Source organism: Sphingomonas hominis (genome assembly GCF_013328205.1).
Taxonomy (GTDB): Bacteria; Pseudomonadota; Alphaproteobacteria; order Sphingomonadales; family Sphingomonadaceae; genus Sphingomonas; species Sphingomonas hominis.
In genome coordinates, this window is the sequence record NZ_JABULH010000003.1 from 377,283 (window position 1) to 393,935 (window position 16,653).

Below are 16,653 nucleotides of genomic sequence, written 5' to 3' on the forward strand. Positions count from 1 at the left end.
GGATGACGGCGGGTTCGATCAGGACGAAGACCGCTCAGCCGATCCTAAAGGATTAGCGGGGAGGCTCGCCACCTCCCCGCTATTCATCACGCCACTGCGGGCAGCTTTTCCAGATGCTTGTCGAGCGTGATCGGATAATCGCGCACGCGCACGCCGGTGGCGTTGTAGATCGCATTGGCAACCGCTGCACCGACACCGCACAGGCCCAGTTCGCCCACACCCTTGGCCTTCATCGGATTGGCCTTGTCGTCGGCTTCGTCGAGGAACACGACCTCCTGGTGTGGGATGTCGGCGTGGACCGGCACCTCGTAGCTGGCGAGATCGTGGTTGATGAACAAGCCGAAGCGCTTGTCGACTGCCAGATCCTCCATCAGCGCCGACCCGACCCCCATCGTCATCGCGCCGATCACCTGGCTGCGCGCCGACTTGGGATTGATGATCCGGCCCGCCGCGCAGACCGCCAGCATCCGCCGCAGCCGCGTCGCGCCGGTATAAGCGTCGACGCCGACCTCGACGAAATGCGCGCCGAAGGTGGAAAGCTGATAGGTCTTGTCGAGCTTGCCGAACTCGATCTTGTCCTCCGCGGACAGCTCGCCCGCACTGACGGCCTGCGCCAGATCGGCCGAGCGATTGCCGCTCGTCACCTTGCCGCCCTGGAACACGGCGTCGGTGGTGTTGAAGCCGAGCCGCTGCGCCACCTGCTCGCGCAATTTGACGCACGCGGCATAGACGCCCGCGGTCGCGTTCGCCGCGCCGAACTGCCCGCCCGAACCCGCCGAGACGGGATAGGCCGAGCTGCCGAGCTTCACGACTACCGCCTCGGCCGGTACGCCCATCATCTCGGCCGCGGTCTGCGCGATGATCGTGTAGCTGCCGGTGCCGATGTCGGTCATGTCGGTCTCGACCGTCACCACGCCGCCTTGCCCCAGCCGCACGCGCGCGGCCGAGCGCATGTTCATGTGGTTGCGGAACGCGGATGCCACGCCCATCCCGACCAGCCACTTTCCATCGCGCACCTGCGCCGGTTTGGCATTGCGGCGCGACCAGCCGAACCGCTGCGCGCCTTCGTTCAGGCAACGCACCAACTGGCGTTGCGAGAAGCGGCGCTTGGGGTCTTCCGGGTCGACCTGCGTGTCGTTCTTGATGCGGAACGCGACCGGGTCCATCCCCAGCTTCTCCGCCATCTCGTCCATCGCCACTTCGAGCGCCATCATCCCCGGTGCCTCGCCCGGCGCACGCATCGCATTGCCCTCGGGCAGGTTGAGCACCGCCAGCCGCATCGAGATCATGCGGTTCGCGCCCGCGTACAGCAGCTTGGTCTGATTGACCGCGGTCTCCGGGCTGCCGCCGGGCTGGTCGCCCGATCCGCTCTCGTGCGCGATCGCGGTGATCGTGCCGTCCTTCTCGGCGCCGATGCGGATGCGCTGGCGCGTTGCCGGCCGATGCGTGGTGTTGTTGGCGATCACGGGCCGCGACAGCGCGAGCTTGACCGGGCGACCCGCCGCTTTCGCACCCAGCGCCGCCATCACCGCGTCGGTGCGCAGGAACAGCTTTCCGCCGAACCCGCCGCCGACGTAAGGCGACATGAAGCGGATCTTCTCCTTGGAGATCCCCAGCGTCTTGGCCAGGTCGCCGTGGCCCCAGGCGATCATCTGGTTCGAAGTCCACAACGTCAGCTCATCGCCGGTCCACGATGCGATCGAGGCGAACGGTTCCATCATCGCGTGGCTGTGGTCGGGCGTCGAATAGGTCGCGTCGAGCGTGACGGGCGCGGCGGCGAACGCTTGCTCGAACTTGCCGACGCGGTCGACCGGCGGCGCGGCGCTGCCCTCGTCGCTCGATCCACCTTTGAGCGGCGCGGTTTTCAGCGCTTCGTCGAGGTCGAACTGCGCGGCGCCACGCGAGTAATCGACGCGGACGAGCCCGGCGGCGGCGCGCGCCTGCTCGAACGTTTCGGCGACGACGATGGCAACCGCCTGATGGTAATGGTCGACCTCGGGGCCGGCGAGCAGCTTCACCGTGTTGAAGTCGCCCTTGCCCAGCTTGCCCGCGTTTTCGGCGGTGACGATCGCGAGCACGCCCGGCGCCGCCTTTGCCGCGCGCGTGTCGATGCTGGCGATCCGCCCCTTGGCGATCGCGGCGGGTACGAGATAACCATAGGCCGGGTTGGCGACCTCGGCGTGATGCTCATACGCGTAGGGCGCGGTGCCGGTGGTCTTGACCGGACCGTCGATGCGGTCGTGCGCGCGCCCGACGACCTGCATCCGGTCGATCGGGTTGGCGCCGGCGGGTGTATCGAACTTCATGAGGCTCAGGCCTTGGCTTGAGAGATAACGGACGCGAGCGCACGCGTGGCGAGCGGCAGCTTGAAGGCATTGTCCTCGGTCGGTGTCGCGCCCTGGAACGCGCGCGCGGTGACCGCGGCGGCGCCCTGTGGCAGCAGCGCCTCCGCCGCTTCGACACGCCACGGGCGCGGTGCGACGCCGCCGAATGCGACCCGGCCGGTGCCGTCGGGCTGGATCACCGCGGCAACCGAGACGAGCGCGTAGGCGTAGGACGCACGGTCGCGCACCTTCTCGTAGAAATGCTTGCCGCCGATCGGTTTGGGCAAGGTCACCGCGGTGATCAGCTCGCCCGCTTTCAGCACCGTATCCTGTTCGGGATGGTCGCCCCACAAACGGTGGAAGTCGGCGATCGGGATCGCACGCTGCTGCCCTTGCGCGTCGACGGTCTCGACCGTCGCGTCGAGCACGCGCATCGCCACCGCCATGTCGCCGGGGAAGGTCGCGATACACTTGTCCGACACGCCGATCACGCCGAGCTGACGTGAATAGCCGCCGATCGCGGCGCAACCGGAACCGGGCTTGCGCTTGTTGCACGCCATGTTGGTGTCGTAGAAATACGGACAACGCGTCCGCTGCAGCAGATTGCCCGCAGTCGACGCCTTGTTGCGCAACTGGCCGGATGCGCCCGCGACGATCGCGCGCGTCAGCACCGCGTAATCGCGTCGCACGCGCTGGTCGGCGGCGAGATCGGTGTTGGTGACCAGCGCGCCGATCCGCAGCCCGCCCTCGCGCGTACGCTCGATCTTGTCGAAGCCCAGATCCTGCACGTCGACCAGGTGCGTCGGTGTCTCGACCTCGATCTTCATCAGGTCGAGCAGGTTGGTGCCGCCGGCCAGAAACTTCGCGCCCGGCTGCGCGGCGGCGCGCGCCGCGGCTTTCGCGTCCTTGGCCCGCTCGTAGGTGAACGCCTTCATGCCCGCGCCTCCTCGACGCCCGCCACGTCGGCCATGGCCTCGGCGATGTTGGAATAAGCGCCGCAGCGGCAGATGTTGCCGCTCATCCGCTCGCGCATCTCCATGTTGGTGACCTGCGGCCTAGCCGATACGTCCGCCTGGACGTGGCTGGGAATGCCGCGCTTGATCTCATCGAGCACCGCCACCGCCGAGCAAATCTGCCCCGGCGTACAGTAACCGCACTGATAGCCGTCGTGTTTCACGAACGCTGCCTGCATCGGGTGCAGCTTGTCGGGCGTACCCAGCCCCTCGATCGTGGTGATCTTGTCGCCCTGGTGCTGCACCGCGAGGCTGAGGCACGAATTGATCCGCACGCCGTTGACCATCACGGTGCACGCGCCGCACTGGCCGTGGTCGCAGCCTTTCTTGCTGCCGGTCAGGTGCAGATGCTCGCGCAGCGCGTCGAGCAAGGTCGTGCGCGTGTCGAGGGTAAGTTCCTGCCGGCGGCCATTGACCTCGAACGAGACGGGCATCGTCGGCACGGGCTTGGCCGCAAGCTGCTGCTCCTGCGCCAGCGCCGCCGGCGCGGCCGTCATGGCGGCGGTGGCGGCACCGCCTGCCAGCACGCCGCGACGCGACATCTCCAGCGCGCTCACTTCATTCTTGGACATGGTTTCTTTCATCTAAATGGATCGGTGCGCAGCGCCGTAACGGCTAAGTCATGCTGGAACCGTGATAAACCATAGCAGTAACCAACGATCCAGCGAAACGTTTCCTGATCCAGGTTATTAGTTGGTGTGATCGATATTTCGGCATCACCCCGGGGCCAGGCGACCAGGGCGGTACGCCGCCGACCAGCGGGTCGGCATTGTGCAGGGAAAGCGTCCGCCATGTTGCCCGTTACCTCCCCCGCACCAATGGCGGACCCGACGACAATGCGGTTACCGCACAAGCCATGGTATGCGGAGCTTGATCTACAGGTGCTCGCCGCGGTCCTGCTCGGCGTGCTGCTGGCGCACTTTTACCCGCAGACCGGCGAGGCGATGAAGCCGATCGGCTACGCCTTTATCAAGCTGGTTAAGATGATCATCGCGCCGGTCATCTTTCTCACCATCGTGACCGAGATCGCCGGGATGCGCGACCTCGGCCCGGTCGGGCGTGTTGGGACCAAGGCATTCGCCTATTCCCTGTTCTTCTCCACGCTGGCGCTGTTCGTTGCAATCTTGTTCGGCCGCGCGAACATGCGATGGTAGCGCTCATACTGGGTACAGGCAGGGGGATGGATGAAGACGATCAAGCTGGTCCGCAAGGCGCCGCGCCTGCGCGACACCGCGCTCGTAACTGGATGCCTCATCGTCGTCGCGTCACCCGCTGCCGGCCGCTGCGCTGCGTCGGACACGCGCCGATGAAGCGTGTGTGGCTCGCGCTGCTGGGTGCGGCGACGGTCGCGGCTGGGCCGACCGTGCGCGTCGAGCGTGTCGACGTCGTGCCGACGGGGGCCGTTGCGCTGCCGATGCGGGTCGTCGGCCGTGCCGAGCCGGCGGGCGATCGCATGGTCCGTCGGCAGTGGCCGGGCAGCTACGTCGAGACGCGCTTTCGCGGGCCGCAGGCCTTGTTCCGCGTCGGGGCAGGCGAGGTGTCGCTGCGCGTGACGGTGGACGCAGGTGTGCCGGTCGCGCTGGTTCGCCCCGCGCCCGGTCTCTACCGCGTCGGACCGCTGGCACCCGGCGCGCACCATTTGCGCGTACAGGTGGCGAGCGAGAGCCAGGCCGGCGCGACCGCGTTCGGCGGTTTCCTCGCGCCTCCGGGCACCCGCGCGCTGCCGGTGCCGGTGCCGAGCACCGCGCGCCAGATCGAGTTCATCGGCGACTCGCACACGGTCGGCTACGCCAACCGGTCGGACAAGGCCGAATGCACCAGCGCCGAGGTGTGGGACACGACCGACACGACGCAGGGGCTGCCCGACGTGCTCGCCCGCCGCTACCGCGCCGATTACCGCGTCAACGCGATCTCGGGTCGCGGCGTGGTGCGCAATTACGACGGCAACACGTGGGATACGTTGCCGACCGCTTACCCGTTCACCTTGTTCGACAAGGCGCGGCGCGCGTCCGATGCCGGCTGGCATCCGCGCGTGATCGTGGTCGCGCTGGGCACCAACGATTTCTCCACCGCGCTGCATCCCGGCGAACCATGGGCGACGCGGGCTGCGCTGCACGACGATTTCGAGCGCCGCTACGCCGCCTTCCTCTCGGGCCTGCGCGCGACGCATCCGCGTGCCTTGATCATCGTATGGGCGACCGGCATCGCGCGCGGCGAGGTCGCAACCGAGGCGCGCGCGACGGTGACGCGGCTGCAACGCGCGGGCGAGCGCCGCACCGTGTTCGTCGCGGTGAACGGCCTGGGTTTCCGCGCCTGCCACGGCCATCCCGATCTGAATGACGACGCGAAGATTGCCGCTGCGGTCGCCGCGCAGATCGACGCGCGCGGCGACGTCTGGGTTGACGGCAAGTGACCGCACGGTGGACGTGCTTGTCGAGACTTGCGGCGGCGATGGCGGCGCTGGTGCTGTCGCCCGGGATCGCGCAAGCGCGCGGCACTGTGGTGCTGACCTACGACGACGCGCTGCCGTCGCAGCTCGAGCACGCGCTGCCCGTGCTCGATGCGGCGGGGTTGAAGGCGACCTTCTTCCTGTCCGGCGTGCGCGAGGCGGACGTGCCGCGCTGGCGCGCGGCCGCGCGGCGCGGACACGAGCTGGGCAACCACACGATCTTTCACCCGTGCGCCGCGGCCAAGTTCCCGGCCGATCCGCGCTTCACCAGCGAGGTCTATACGCCCGCGAGCATGTTGCGCGAGATCGAGCAGCAGAACGTCCTGCTTCGCGCGCTGGACGGCCGTGCGCGCCACGGTTTTGCAACGCCGTGCGGCGAGCATCTGGTGGGCGGGCAGGATTACCTGGAACCGCTGCGCGCGGCGAAGCTGGTCGATTACGCGCGCGGCGTCAGCATGAGCGATGCCGAGGTGCGCGCCGGTGCCGTGAAGGGAGATGCGATGCACGTCCCCGCGCGCGGCTTCGGCGAGAATACGACGCTCGCCCAGCTGATCGCCTTCGCGCAGGAGGCAGAGGTGAGCGGCGGCTGGGCGGTGTTCCTGTTTCACGGCATCGGCGGCGATTACCTGAGCGTCGACGCGGCCGTGCACCGCGCCTTCGTTCGTTGGCTGCGGCAGCATCGCCGCACGATACGCGTCGCGACCTTGCACGACGCGCTCGCCGCCGCGCGCTGACCCAGTGCTGATTGGGCGCGCGCGGCGTCGCGAAGTTAGCGATACAGCGCGCGCGCGTCGTTCTTGAACGCGGCGCCGCTATCGTTGCGGCTGTAGAACATGTGCCCGCCGGGATAGACCTTGAGCGCGACGCGCTCCGCCTGGCCGAACGCGGGCATCTGATCGACGATCAGCCGCGACGCGAAGAAGGGGCAGGACAGGTCGTCCCAGCCGTGCACAATCATCACGCGCATCTTGGGATCGTTGGCGATCGCCTTGCGCAGGTCGGTGACGGGCGTGTCGTTCGGCTTGCCGCGGTCCCACGCCGCGTTCACCGAATAGGACAGCGCATTGTAGCGCGCGTCGGTCTTCCAGCCGACTTCGCGCGTGACGAAATCGACCATCGCGCTTGTCGTCGGTGCGATCAGCGCGTCGAGGATCGGGTCGTTGGATTGCTGCTGCGGCGACCAGGGGAAGGGGTCGAAGGCGGTGACGTTCGAATCGTACACGCTGCCGATCGTGCCCTCGCTCCGGTGCACCTCGCGCAGGAAGGTGCGGCTGTCGACGCGCCCGCCCAGCCGCTGGACAAGCGCAGGGTCGAGCCCGGTCAGCTGCGTGACGCGCTGGACGATGCGGCCCGTCGCCTGCGGGTCGGAGCGCCCGCGCAACAGGTCGCGCGCGAACTCGCCGCGGGTGTAATTCTCCACCTCCGCCATCGCCGCCGGGGTGAGGCGACCCTGGCGCTCCAGGTTCGCCGCCGCCATTGAGGGCAGGTCGATCATCCACGGCAATGGCGACAAGGCGGTCGCGTCGTCGCCGACCGCGGGGTCGAGATAGGGCGACACCATGATGAGCCCGTTGACCCCGACGCCGATCTGCGACTGGAGTTCATAGGCGATGCGCGGCGCGCGATACCCGCCGTAGCTTTCCCCCATGACATATTTGGGCGAGCGCAGCCGGCCTTCCTTGACCAGCCAGTCGTAGACGACCTTGGACAGATATTTGATGTCGGGATCGTTGGCGTAGAACGCCTTTTTGGTCGCGTCCGCGTCGACCAGGCTGCGGCTGAACCCAGTGCCGACGGGGTCGATGAAGACGAGGTCGGTGAAATCGAGCCAGGTGTTGGGATTGTCGCTGGCAATCGGCGCGTCGGACGGTGCGTCGCCCTGCGCGCCGAACTGCACCCGCTTGGGGCCGACCGCGCCCATGTTGAGGTAGACCGACGCCGCACCCGGTCCGCCGTTGAACGCGAAGGTGACCGGGCGCGACGGATCGCGGCCGGGCACCGTATAGGCGGTATAGACGACCTGCCCGATCTCCTTGCCGCTCTCGTCGCGCACCGGCAGCGTGCCGACCGTCGCGCGGTAGCTGAGCACGCGCCCGCCGACGCGCACGCTCTGCGCGATCGTGCGGTCGGCGGGGAGCGGCGGCAGCTTCACGCCGTCGTCGGTCTTTTTCTCGACGGTGGTGGTGGTCTTGTCGCTCTGCGCGAGTGCGGGCGCGGCGACGGACGCGAACATGGCGCCGGCGGCGAGCAGGCGGATAAATGGTGACACAATGCTTCCCCTTTTCGCGCGGCAGCTTAGCCGTTGCGCGCTTGGGGACAAGCCGGCTCAGCCGACGCGCAGATGTTCCTCCACGCCATCGGCCTTCTGCGCAAGGCCGGGCACTTCGTTCAGGTGGCGCAGTTCACCGAAGCCGCCGCGTTCCTCGCGGTAGCGTACGATCTCCGCGCCATGCCCCGCCAGTTGCGGCACGGTGTCGAGCTGGTCGGCGGTGGCGGTGTTGAGGTCGATCATGCCGCTCCAAACCATCTCGCTCGGCGCGCGTTCCGCTTCGCGATGGCGCGGATCGGGCCGTCGCGCGTTAAGGCGCTCATGCTGGTGTTCCTCGACTTCGAAGCCTCGTCCTTGTCCAAGCAAAGCTACCCGATCGAGGTCGCCTGGGTGTTCGAGGACGGGCGACGCGAGAGCCACCTGATCCGCCCCGCGCCTAGCTGGGACGATTGGGACGCAGCGGCGGAGGCGGTACACGGCATCACGCGCGCCGAATTGCTCGAGCGCGGCGAAGACCATGCCACCGTGGCGCGACGGATGGTCGACCAGCTCAGCGGCCACGACCTGCTGGCGAGCGCGCCGTCGTGGGACGGTAAGTGGTTGAGCGTGCTGCTGCGCGCCGCCAAGCTGCCGCGCCACAGCCTGCGGTTGCGCGACAGCGACGATGCACACCGTGAGCGCGCGCACGCGATCCTCTCGCGCACGCTGTCGGACAACGCGCTGGCATCCGCCGTCGCCGAGGTCCTCGAGCAGAGCGAGCCGCGCCGCGCAGGCGAACCGCCCGCGCACCGCGCGCTCGCCGACGCGGCGGAGGAACATGCGCGGTGGATCGCGATCGGGCAGTTGGCCGAGACGCGGGCGGGCGGCATTCCCGCCTGAGCTGCTCCCTGTTCCCGGCAAAGGCTTTGAGGCTGACGCCTCACTTTGAGCGAAGGGAGAAGTGCTGCTCAGTCGATCTCGCCGCGCGCGAAGGCGGCGGCGTGCGCCACGTCGTCGGCGCCCGGCCGCACGCCGGTGTAGAGCACGAATTGCTCCAGCGCCTGCAACACCGCGACGTCCGCGCCCGCGACCGTCACCTTGCGCGCCGCACGTGCGGCGCGCAGGAACGGCGTTTCGGGCGGCAGTGCCACCACCTCGAACGCGACCGCGCAGCGCTCGATCAGGGACATCGGAAAGGCGAGCGCGTCCTGGTCGCCGCCGGTCATGCCGATCGGCGTCGCGTTGATCAGCAGGGCCGCGTCGTCGGTCACCTCCGCCTGCCAGGCGAAGCCATATTCGTCGGCGAGCGCAGCCCCAGCGTCCGCGTTGCGCGCCACGATCGTGCCCGCGCGGTGTCCGCGATCGCGCAGCGCCGCCGCGACCGCCTTCGCCATCCCGCCCGATCCGCGCAAGGCGAACGGCAGGGCGGGATCGACCGCTGCCTGATCGAGCAGGTCGCGTACCGCGCTGTAATCGGTGTTGTACCCGGTCAGTCGGCCTCCATCGTTGACGATCGTGTTGACGCTGTTGATCGCCGCGGCCGATCCGGCGAGCGCGTCGAGCAGCGGGATCACGGCTTCCTTGAACGGCATCGACACCGCGCAGCCGCGTATGCCGAGCGCACGAATACCACGCACCGCGCCACCCAGGTCGTCGGTGGTGAACGCCTTGTACACATAGTCGAGCCCCAGCCGCTCATAGAGACGGTTGTGAAAGCGCGAACCGAAATTGCCTGGCCGCGCCGCCAGCGACATGCACAGCCGCGTGTCGCGCCCGATCGGCGGCTTCACGCCACCGCGTCCGTGCAGGGCGCGTGCGTCGCTTGTCCGTCACCGCACAATGCGTCGATCTGCGACTCGATGCACGCGAGCAGCGGCGCGAACACCGCGCGGTCGACCTGGCCCGGCCACAAGACGCGGCGCTGCATCACGCCCCACGACACCGTCAGGATCAGGTTGGCGACCGTCACCAGCCGATCGTCGCTGACATCGGCCGCGGCAATGATGCGCAGCGCCAGGATCAGTTGCTGGCGCAGTCGCTGATCGATCATGTGGAAGATGGCGGCGATCCGCTCGTTACGTGCGGCCTCGGCGGTGATCTCGGCGAAGATGCGCGCGTCCTCCACCTCCTCGCAGGCGACGAAGTCGGCGATCCAGGCGCGTACCGCGGCGTGGTCGCCGGTCGCGCAAGCATTGCACAACACGCCATCGTACAGGAATTCGTCGAGGTCCTGCTCGACCATTGCCGCGACGATCGCCTCCTTGTTGGCGAAATCGCGGTAGATCTGCCCGACCAGCACGCCCGACTCGCGCGAAATCTGCGCCATGCCGGTGTTGTGGAAGCCAGCTTCGGCAAACAACGTGCGCGCGGCCTGGATCACCTTTGATCGGCGCGCGTTTGCTTTGTCGCTGCGGGGGCACGTCACGTGCGCCGCTTCGGAATAGGTCATCATCTCCTTCCCATATTGACGCTGCCGCTTGTTAGCAGTAGCAGCATTCGTGAGTGATCGTTCATTCACACATAATTTCCGGGAAGTCCATGCTGATCAATCGTTTCGCGGTCGCCGCGATGCTGGTGTTGCCGCTCGCCGCATGTGGTGGGGGCAAGGAACAGGCGCAGCAGCAGCCCGCTGGGCCGCCGCAGGTCGGCGTGGTCGCGGTCAACAGCGAGTCGGTGACGCTCACCACCACGCTGCCCGGTCGCACGGTGGCGTTCGAGACGTCGGAGGTGCGCCCGCAGGTCAACGGCCTCATTCAGGCGCGGCTGTTCACCGAAGGCGATCAGGTGCGCGCGGGCCAGCCGCTCTACCGCATCGATCCGCAGCCCTATGTCACGCAGGTGGCGAGCGCGCGTGCCGCACTGGCGCGCGCGCAATCGGCGATCGCGTCGAGCGCGGCGCTCCAGCGCCGCTACGGCGAGCTAGTCAAGATCAACGCGATCGCGCGGCAGGATTTCGAGAATGCGACCACCTCGGCGGCGCAGGCGCGCGCCGACGTCGCCGCGCAGCAGGCCGCACTGCGCTCGGCGCAGATCGATCTGGCGCGCACCACCGTGCGCGCGCCGATCTCGGGTCGCATCGGTCGCTCGATCGCGACGACGGGCGCGCTCGTCACCTCGGGCCAGGCCGAGGCGCTGACCACGATCCAGCGGCTCGATCCGATCTACGTCGATGTGCCGCAGTCGAGCGCCGACCTGCTGGCGTTGCGGCAGAAGATCGCGGCGGGCGACCTGACGCGCGGCGGGCAGGCGGCACGCGTGCGGCTGCGGCTGGAGGACGGGTCGATCTACCCGATCGAGGGCACGCTGCAATTCGCCGACGTCAGCGTCGATCCGGCGACCGGTACGCAGACGATCCGCGCGCGCTTCCCCAACCCGCGGTCGCTGCTGCTGCCGGGCATGTACGTCCGCGCCGAGCTGGTCGAGGGCACGCAGGGCAATGCGTTGCTCGTGCCGCAGCGCGCGGTGCAGCGCGACGAGAAGGGTAACCCGACCGTGATGGTCGTGGGCGCCGACAACAAGGTGCAGCTGCGCACGCTGACCGCGCCGCGCACGATTGGCGAGAATTGGCTGGTCACCGCCGGGCTCAAGCCCGGTGAGAAGGTGATCGTCGAGGGCGGCTTGATGCTGCGCCCCGGCATGCCGGTGAAGGCGGTCGCGTGGAACCCCAATGCCAAGCCTGGGGGCGCGGGCGCACCGCAGGGGGCACAACAAGGTGGCGGCGGCAACGCTGGTCAGCCGCAAGCGAAGTAACCGCTCATGTCACGCTATTTCATCGACCGGCCCATCTTCGCGTGGGTGCTGGCCATCATCGTGATGCTCGCGGGCGTGCTCGCGATCCGCAGCCTGCCGATCGCGCAGTTCCCGGCGATCGCGCCGCCCGCGGTGTCGATCACCGCGACCTATCCGGGCGCCGACGCCGCGACGCTTGAGAACACGACGACGCAGATCATCGAGCAGCAGATGAAGGGGATCGACCACCTTCGCTACTTCTCGTCCTCGTCCTCCTCCGCCGGCACCGTCACCATCACGCTCACCTTTGAGCAGGGGACCGATCCCGACACGGCGCAGGTTCAGGTGCAGAACAAGCTGCAGGCGGCGACTCCGCTGCTGCCGCAGGAGGTTCAGCGCCAGGGGATCATCGTCGCCAAGGCGACGCAGAACATCCTGCTGTTCGTCGGCCTGTATTCGGAAAACGGCCAGCACGACGCGGTCGATCTGGCCGATTATGTCGCCTCCAAGATGCAGGATCCGCTGTCGCGCGTGACCGGCGTCGGCGACACGCAGGTCTTCGGGTCGCAGTACGCGATGCGGATCTGGGTCGATCCGCTGAAACTCAACAATTACGCGCTGACGATGGCGGACATCACCGACGCCGTCACCGCGCAGAACGCGCAGGTATCGGCCGGGCAATTGGGTGCGCAACCAGCACCCAAGGAGCAGATGCTCAACGCCACCGTGTCGGTGTCGTCGCGCCTGACCTCGCCGGAGGAGTTCGGCCGCATTCGGTTGAAGAGCAACACCGACGGATCGGTGGTGCGCTTGAGCGACGTGGCGCGGGTCGAGATCGGCGCGGAGAATTACGGCTTCTCGGCTGAGTGGAACGGCAAGCCCGCGTCGGGCATCGCGGTGAAGCTGGCACCCGGCGCCAACGCACTCGACACTGTCGAAGCGGTCAAGGCGCGGATGACCGAGATCGGCAAGCAGTTGCCGTCCGACGTGAAGGTGATCTTCCCGTACGACACCTCGCCGTTCGTGCGGCTGTCGATCGAGCAGGTGATCCATACGCTGGTCGAGGCGGTGGTGCTCGTCTTCCTCGTCATGTTCCTGTTCCTGCAGAACTGGCGCGCGACGATCATTCCAACGATCGCGGTGCCGGTGGTGCTGACCGGCACGTTCGCGGTGCTGGCGATCGCGGGCTATTCGATCAACACGCTGACCTTGTTCGGCATGGTGCTCGCGATCGGCCTGCTGGTCGACGACGCGATCGTCGTGGTCGAGAACGTCGAGCGCCTGATCGTCGAGGAGCATCTCTCGCCCAAGGATGCCGCGCGCAAATCGATGGACGAGATTTCGGGCGCGCTGATCGGCATCGGCCTGGTGCTGTCGGCGGTGTTCCTGCCGATGGCGTTCTTCAGCGGCTCGACCGGCGTTATCTACCGCCAGTTCTCGATCACGATCGTGTCGGCGATGGTGCTGTCGGTCGCGACCGCATTGATCCTGACGCCAGCCTTGTGCGCGACGATTCTGAAACCGCACGATCCCGACAAGAAGGAGGGCAACGGCCCGCTCGCGCGCTTCTTCCGCTGGTTCAACGACCGGTTCGATCGCGGGCGCGACCGCTACGTCAAGGGAACGCGCACGACCGCGCGGCGCTGGGGCCGTTCGCTGGTGATCTACGCGTTGATCGTCGGCGGCATGGTGCTGTTGTTCGCGCGACTGCCCTCGGGCTTCCTGCCCGAAGAGGATCAGGGCGTGATGATCGCGCTGGTGCAAGGCCCGCCGGGCGCCACCACCGAGCGCACGCAAAAGGGGCTCGACCTCGTGCGCGATCACTTCCTCAGCAAGGAAAGTGGTTCGATCCAGGGCGTGTACACGATCAACGGCTTCAGCTTCTCCGGCACCGGCCAGAACAGCGGCATCGCGTTCATTCCGATGAAGGAGTGGAAGGATCGCCCGGGTGCCGAGAACCGCGCGCAGGCAGTCGTCGGACGCGCCATGGCGGTGCTCGGCCGCTACGCCGACGGCATGATCTTCGCGGTCATCCCGCCCGCGGTGCAGGAACTGGGCAATGCATCGGGCTTCGACCTGCAATTGGTCGATGAGGGCGGGATCGGGCACGAGAAACTGCTCGCCGCGCGCAACCAGATGCTGGGCATGGCGGCGCAGAACCCGTCGCTGGTCGGCGTGCGCCCCAACGCGCTCGACGACGCGCCGCAGCTCAAGATCAACGTCGATCAGGACAAGGCGCGCGCATTGGGGCTCGACCTATCCTCCGTCAACAGCACGATTTCGACCGCCTGGGGTGGTGCGTACGTCAACGACTTCATCGATCGCGGTCGCGTCAAACGGGTCTACGTGCAGGTCGACGCGCCGTACCGGCTACGCCCCGAGGACGTGGCGAGCCTGTACGTGCGCGGCGCGAACAATGCGATGGCGCCGTTCACCGCTTTCTCCACCACGTCGTGGCAGCAGGGCGCGACCCAGCTGACGCGCTACAACGGGCAACCGGCGATGGAGATCTTGGGCCAGCCGGCGCCGGGCGTGTCGTCGGGCACCGCGCTGGAGGCGATGAACGACATCCATGCCAAACTGCCGCCGGGCACCAGGCTCGAGCCCACCGGGCTCAGCTACGAGGAGCAATTGTCGGGCGGGCAGGCACCGGCCTTGTACGGGCTGTCGCTGTTGATCGTCTTCCTGTGCCTCGCCGCTTTGTATGAAAGCTGGTCGGTGCCGATCTCGGTCATGCTGGTGGTGCCGCTGGGTGTCGTCGGCGCGCTGCTGGCGGCGTGGCTGACCGGGCTCAACAACGACATCTACCTTCAGGTCGGTCTCATCACGACGATCGGCGTGTCGGCCAAGAACGCGATCCTGATCGTGGAATTCGCCGAGGAGAAGATGCGCGACGGGCTGTCGGCGTTCGACGCCGCGATCGAGGCGGCGAAGATCCGGTTGCGTCCAATCCTGATGACCAGCCTCGCATTCGTGTTCGGCGTGCTGCCGCTCGCGATCTCGACCGGGGCAGGTGCGGGCGGCCAGAATGCGATCGGTCGCGCGGTGGTCGGCGGCATGATCACCGCCACCATCTTCGCCATCTTCCTGGTCCCCATGTTCTTCATCGTCGTCCTGCGCCTGTTCGGGCAGGGCGGCCGTGCGGAGCCCGCCGCACCCGACGCGCCGGACGGCAGTGACGGCAACAATCACCGCCACCACGACACGAACCAGGGCCGCCTCGCGGCTGAGGGAGCCTGACCTGTGAACCGCTCCGTTATCCTTGCCGCGCTCGCGCTTTCGACCGCGCTCGCCGGATGCAATCTCGCACCCAAGTACGAACGCCCGACCGGTGCGGTGCCGGCCGCACTGCCGCAGGGCGGCGTGTACCCACGCGCCGCGAGCGACGTACCTGACGTGTCAGCGATCGGCTGGCGCGATTTCTTCCTCGATCCGCGGCTTCGGCAGGTGATCGACACCGGGCTCGCCAACAACCGCGACCTGCGGATCGCGGCGGGCAATGTGCTCCAGGCACGCGCGCAATACCGCATCCAGCGCTCTGACCTGGTGCCGACGACGACGTTGTCGGGATCGGCGACCTATACCAACAACATCTTCGGCGCGACGGGCGCAAATGCTGGCGCAGGTGGTGGCGGCGCGACCGGTAGTGGAACGGGCGGCGGTATCGGCGGTGTTGGTGCGGGTGCAGGCGGCGTGGGTGGCGGCCTCGGCGGCGGCGGTGCTGACGCAGGGGTAGGCGGCGCGGGCGTGGGCTCGTCGTCGTCCAACATCGAATTCTACTCGGTCAACGCCGGCTTCTCCGCGTTCGAACTCGACCTGTTCGGCCGCGTCCGCAATCTCAGCCGCGCCGCGCTGGAACAATATTTCGCGACCGAGGAGGCGCAGCGCTCGACTCGCATCAGCCTGATCGCGGAGATCGCGACCGCGTGGCTGACGCTCGCGTCCGATCAGGAACAGTTGCAACTGTCGCGTCGCACGCTCCAGACCTTTGCCGAGACGCTGCGCCTGACGCAGGCGCAGTTCCGCATCGGTGTCGCTTCCGAACTAGAGGCGCGGCAGGCCGAGACGAATTACCAGTCGGCACGCAACGACATCGCGACGCTGATGACGCGGGTGACGCAGGATCAGAATGCGCTCAACCTGTTGGTCGGCACGACCGTGCCGGCCGAGCAACTGCCGGCGGGGTTGGGGCAGGGGGCATACACGCGCGATGCGTTGCCGGGTGACGTATCCTCGGCGGTGCTCTTGCGCCGTCCGGACGTGCTCCAGGCGGAGCACCAGTTGATCGCGCAGAACGCCAACATCGGCGCGGCGCGTGCGGCCTTCTTCCCGCGCATCTCGCTGACGGCGACGATCGGGACGATCTCGACCGCTTTGTCCGGGCTCTTCGGTGGCGGTAGCTTCACCTATACCGGCGCACCCTCGATCGGGTTGCCGCTGTTCGATGGCGGCGCGGTGAAGGGCAATCTCGATTACGCGCGCGCATCGCAGCAGGTGGCGGTGTCAACCTACGAACGCGCGATCCAGACCGCGTTCCGCGAGGTTGCCGACGCGCTGGCGCAGCGCGGCACCATCGGCGAGCAGGTGGCCGCGCAGTCCGCGCGCGCCAATGCGGCACAGGTCGCGGCACGTTTGTCGGAGGCGCGTTACCGCGCGGGTGTCGATTCATTCCTGGTTTCACTGGACGCGCAGCGAACGGCCTATGCCGCACAGCAGCAGCTCGTCACCACCCGTCTCACCAGCGCCAGCAATCTGGTGGAGCTTTATCGTTCGCTGGGCGGCGGCATCACCTGACCTCGTCCGAGCCGGTTGAGTGCCCTTTTCGGGCGCTCACGAGCCTTCTGACGCGGTGTTGTCGAAAATGTGCAACTTTTCTGCAAAAACCGTTTG

The 16,653-nt window shown here is 67.7% G+C and carries 14 protein-coding genes and 1 pseudogene; 8 read left to right on the forward strand and 7 right to left on the reverse strand.

All coding sequences use genetic code 11. From position 1 onward, the window contains the following. Positions 1–86 precede the first annotated feature (86 nt). The 3 genes from paoC to paoA are packed head-to-tail and all read right to left on the reverse strand — an operon-like array spanning position 87 to position 3,909. A complete protein-coding gene (gene paoC, locus HRV97_RS10100) occupies positions 87–2,306 on the reverse strand; it encodes an aldehyde oxidoreductase molybdenum-binding subunit PaoC (RefSeq protein WP_174194120.1) in 2,220 nt (739 codons plus the stop codon). Between the two features lie 5 nt (positions 2,307–2,311). Continuing rightward, positions 2,312–3,259 (reverse strand): FAD binding domain-containing protein, encoded by a 948-nt coding sequence (locus tag HRV97_RS10105; RefSeq protein WP_174194121.1) that lies wholly within the window; start codon positions 3,257–3,259, stop codon positions 2,312–2,314. Then, positions 3,256–3,909: an aldehyde dehydrogenase iron-sulfur subunit PaoA gene (gene paoA / locus HRV97_RS10110; protein ID WP_174194122.1), complete on the reverse strand. Its 654-nt coding sequence runs from the start codon at positions 3,907–3,909 to the stop codon at positions 3,256–3,258. Before paoA ends, HRV97_RS10105 begins: the two co-directional genes overlap by 4 nt. Before the next feature lie 246 nt (positions 3,910–4,155). Here paoA and HRV97_RS10115 point away from each other — a divergent pair. From HRV97_RS10115 to HRV97_RS10125, 4 genes and pseudogenes are all read left to right on the forward strand, one after another. Continuing rightward, positions 4,156–4,464, forward strand: a pseudogene (locus tag HRV97_RS10115) (cation:dicarboxylate symporter family transporter); the annotation flags it as partial. A 57-nt stretch (positions 4,465–4,521) separates the two neighbouring features. After that, the gene (locus tag HRV97_RS17685; RefSeq protein WP_281356804.1) at positions 4,522–4,647 is read left to right on the forward strand and encodes a hypothetical protein; all 126 of its coding nucleotides are present in this window, start codon (positions 4,522–4,524) and stop codon (positions 4,645–4,647) included. Beyond that, complete coding sequence (locus tag HRV97_RS10120) at positions 4,644–5,750, forward strand: GDSL-type esterase/lipase family protein (RefSeq protein ID WP_174194124.1); 1,107 nt, start codon at positions 4,644–4,646, stop codon at positions 5,748–5,750. The genes HRV97_RS17685 and HRV97_RS10120 overlap by 4 nt, the downstream gene beginning before the upstream one ends. A 17-nt stretch (positions 5,751–5,767) precedes the next feature. Beyond that, the gene (locus HRV97_RS10125; RefSeq protein WP_246248645.1) at positions 5,768–6,520 is read left to right on the forward strand and encodes a polysaccharide deacetylase family protein; all 753 of its coding nucleotides are present in this window, start codon (positions 5,768–5,770) and stop codon (positions 6,518–6,520) included. Positions 6,521–6,555: 35 nt separating this feature from the next. Here the strand turns inward: HRV97_RS10125 and HRV97_RS10130 are convergent, their stop codons facing one another. Both HRV97_RS10130 and HRV97_RS10135 read right to left on the reverse strand, forming a co-directional pair. Next, the gene (locus HRV97_RS10130; RefSeq protein ID WP_174194173.1) at positions 6,556–8,019 is read right to left on the reverse strand and encodes a S10 family peptidase; all 1,464 of its coding nucleotides are present in this window, start codon (positions 8,017–8,019) and stop codon (positions 6,556–6,558) included. A 93-nt stretch (positions 8,020–8,112) separates the two neighbouring features. After that, the gene (locus HRV97_RS10135) at positions 8,113–8,298 is read right to left on the reverse strand and encodes a helix-hairpin-helix domain-containing protein (RefSeq protein WP_174194125.1); all 186 of its coding nucleotides are present in this window, start codon (positions 8,296–8,298) and stop codon (positions 8,113–8,115) included. Between the two features lie 78 nt (positions 8,299–8,376). On the opposite strand from HRV97_RS10135, the gene HRV97_RS10140 reads away from it, so the two are divergent. Then, the gene (locus HRV97_RS10140) at positions 8,377–8,934 is read left to right on the forward strand and encodes a 3'-5' exonuclease (protein WP_174194126.1); all 558 of its coding nucleotides are present in this window, start codon (positions 8,377–8,379) and stop codon (positions 8,932–8,934) included. Positions 8,935–9,002: 68 nt separating this feature from the next. On the opposite strand, the gene HRV97_RS10145 is transcribed toward HRV97_RS10140, so the two are convergent. Further along, positions 9,003–9,824 (reverse strand): shikimate 5-dehydrogenase, encoded by an 822-nt coding sequence (locus HRV97_RS10145; protein WP_174194127.1) that lies wholly within the window; start codon positions 9,822–9,824, stop codon positions 9,003–9,005. Beyond that, complete coding sequence (locus tag HRV97_RS10150) at positions 9,821–10,486, reverse strand: TetR/AcrR family transcriptional regulator (RefSeq protein ID WP_174194128.1); 666 nt, start codon at positions 10,484–10,486, stop codon at positions 9,821–9,823. The genes HRV97_RS10145 and HRV97_RS10150 overlap by 4 nt, the downstream gene beginning before the upstream one ends. 86 nt (positions 10,487–10,572) lie before the next feature. On the opposite strand from HRV97_RS10150, the gene HRV97_RS10155 reads away from it, so the two are divergent. The 3 genes from HRV97_RS10155 to HRV97_RS10165 are packed head-to-tail and all read left to right on the forward strand — an operon-like array spanning position 10,573 to position 16,557. Further along, positions 10,573–11,784, forward strand: a complete 1,212-nt coding sequence (locus HRV97_RS10155; protein WP_174194129.1) for an efflux RND transporter periplasmic adaptor subunit — start codon at positions 10,573–10,575, stop codon at positions 11,782–11,784. 6 nt (positions 11,785–11,790) lie between these two features. Then, positions 11,791–15,003 (forward strand): efflux RND transporter permease subunit, encoded by a 3,213-nt coding sequence (locus HRV97_RS10160; protein WP_174194130.1) that lies wholly within the window; start codon positions 11,791–11,793, stop codon positions 15,001–15,003. 3 nt (positions 15,004–15,006) lie between these two features. Next, a complete protein-coding gene (locus HRV97_RS10165; protein ID WP_174194131.1) occupies positions 15,007–16,557 on the forward strand; it encodes an efflux transporter outer membrane subunit in 1,551 nt (516 codons plus the stop codon). Positions 16,558–16,653 lie beyond the last annotated feature (96 nt).

Bases quoted from the DNA above. Each gene is read 5' to 3' on its own strand.
- paoC (WP_174194120.1), bottom strand. From the start codon at position 2,306: ATGAAGTTCGATACACCCGCCGGCGCCAACCCGATCGACCGGATGCAG.
- HRV97_RS10105 (WP_174194121.1), bottom strand. From the start codon at position 3,259: ATGAAGGCGTTCACCTACGAGCGGGCCAAGGACGCGAAAGCCGCGGCG.
- paoA (WP_174194122.1), bottom strand. From the start codon at position 3,909: ATGTCCAAGAATGAAGTGAGCGCGCTGGAGATGTCGCGTCGCGGCGTG.
- HRV97_RS17685 (WP_281356804.1), top strand. From the start codon at position 4,522: ATGAAGACGATCAAGCTGGTCCGCAAGGCGCCGCGCCTGCGCGACACC.
- HRV97_RS10120 (WP_174194124.1), top strand. From the start codon at position 4,644: ATGAAGCGTGTGTGGCTCGCGCTGCTGGGTGCGGCGACGGTCGCGGCT.
- HRV97_RS10130 (WP_174194173.1), bottom strand. From the start codon at position 8,019: ATGTTCGCGTCCGTCGCCGCGCCCGCACTCGCGCAGAGCGACAAGACC.
- HRV97_RS10135 (WP_174194125.1), bottom strand. From the start codon at position 8,298: ATGATCGACCTCAACACCGCCACCGCCGACCAGCTCGACACCGTGCCG.
- HRV97_RS10140 (WP_174194126.1), top strand. From the start codon at position 8,377: ATGCTGGTGTTCCTCGACTTCGAAGCCTCGTCCTTGTCCAAGCAAAGC.
- HRV97_RS10150 (WP_174194128.1), bottom strand. From the start codon at position 10,486: ATGATGACCTATTCCGAAGCGGCGCACGTGACGTGCCCCCGCAGCGAC.
- HRV97_RS10155 (WP_174194129.1), top strand. From the start codon at position 10,573: ATGCTGATCAATCGTTTCGCGGTCGCCGCGATGCTGGTGTTGCCGCTC.
- HRV97_RS10160 (WP_174194130.1), top strand. From the start codon at position 11,791: ATGTCACGCTATTTCATCGACCGGCCCATCTTCGCGTGGGTGCTGGCC.